This is a genomic window from Variovorax stachyos, assembly GCF_051400855.1.
GTDB lineage: Bacteria > Pseudomonadota > Gammaproteobacteria > Burkholderiales > Burkholderiaceae_C > Variovorax.
Genome location: NZ_JBLFFN010000052.1, coordinates 1 through 1,136, shown reverse-complemented (window position 1 = coordinate 1,136; position 1,136 = coordinate 1). Strand labels below are relative to the sequence as shown.

1 protein-coding gene is annotated in these 1,136 nt (G+C 65.4%); it reads right to left on the bottom strand.

Annotated features, from left to right (window positions below):
• Window positions 1-1,136: 3-hydroxyacyl-CoA dehydrogenase (locus ACMGEZ_RS29650; RefSeq protein ID WP_436825855.1), on the bottom strand; the 1,136-nt coding region annotated here is incomplete at both ends.

Here is a 1,136-nt window from a genome sequence, read left to right as displayed (position 1 = left end):
GGGTTCCTGGCAAAGCGCTTCATCGCCTGGGCCACGTTGAAGAGGCCGACCTGGTTGGCATGGTGCATGGGGCCGCCGCGCCACACCGGGAAGCCGTAGCCGGTGAGGTAGACCATGTCGATGTCGCCGGGCTTGGAGGCGATGCCGTCCTCGAGGATGTGCGCGCCCTCGTTGACCAGCGCGTAGACCAGGCGCTGGACGATCTCGTCGTCGGAGATCTTGCGCGGGGTGATGCCGAGCTCCTTGCGGTGGTCCTCGATCATCTTGTTGACCGGCGGCGAAGGGATGGCGTCGCGCTTGCCCGCCTGGTAGTCGTACCACCCTGCCCCTGTCTTCTGGCCGAAGCGGCCGAGCTCGCAGAGCTTGTCGGCGGTGCGGCTGTACTTCATGTCGGGATGCTCCACCGCGCGGCGCTTGCGGATGGCCCAGCCGATGTCGTTGCCGGCGAGGTCGCCCATGCGGAAGGGGCCCATGGCAAAGCCGAATTTCTCGATGGCGCGGTCCACCTGCTGGGGGGTGGCGCCCTCGTCGAGCAGGAAGCCGGCCTGGCGCGAGTACTGCTCGATCATGCGGTTGCCGATGAAGCCGTCGCACACGCCGGAGACCACTGCCGTCTTCTTGATCTTCTTGGCGATGCCCATGACGGTGGCGAGCACGTCCTTGGCAGTGTGCTTGCCGCGCACGACCTCCAGCAGCTTCATGACGTTGGCGGGGCTGAAGAAGTGCATGCCGACCACGTCCTGCGGGCGCTTGGTGAAGGCGGCGATCTTGTCGACATCCAGCGTGGAGGTGTTGGAGGCGAGGATGGCGCCGGGCTTGGCGACGCGGTCGAGTTCCTTGAAGACCTTCTCCTTGACGCCGAGCTCCTCGAAGACGGCCTCGATGATGAGGTCGGCGTCCTTCAGGTCGTCGTAGTCCAGGGTGGTGGACAGCAAGGCCATGCGCTGCTCGTACTTGTCGGCCTTGAGCTTGCCCTTCTTGACCTGGGCCTCGTAGTTCTTGCGGATGGTGGCGATGCCGCGGTCCAGCGCCTCCTGCTTCATCTCGAGGATCTTCACCGGGATGCCCGCGTTGAGGAAGTTCATGGTGATGCCGCCGCCCATGGTGCCGGCACCGATCACGCCGACCGACTGGAT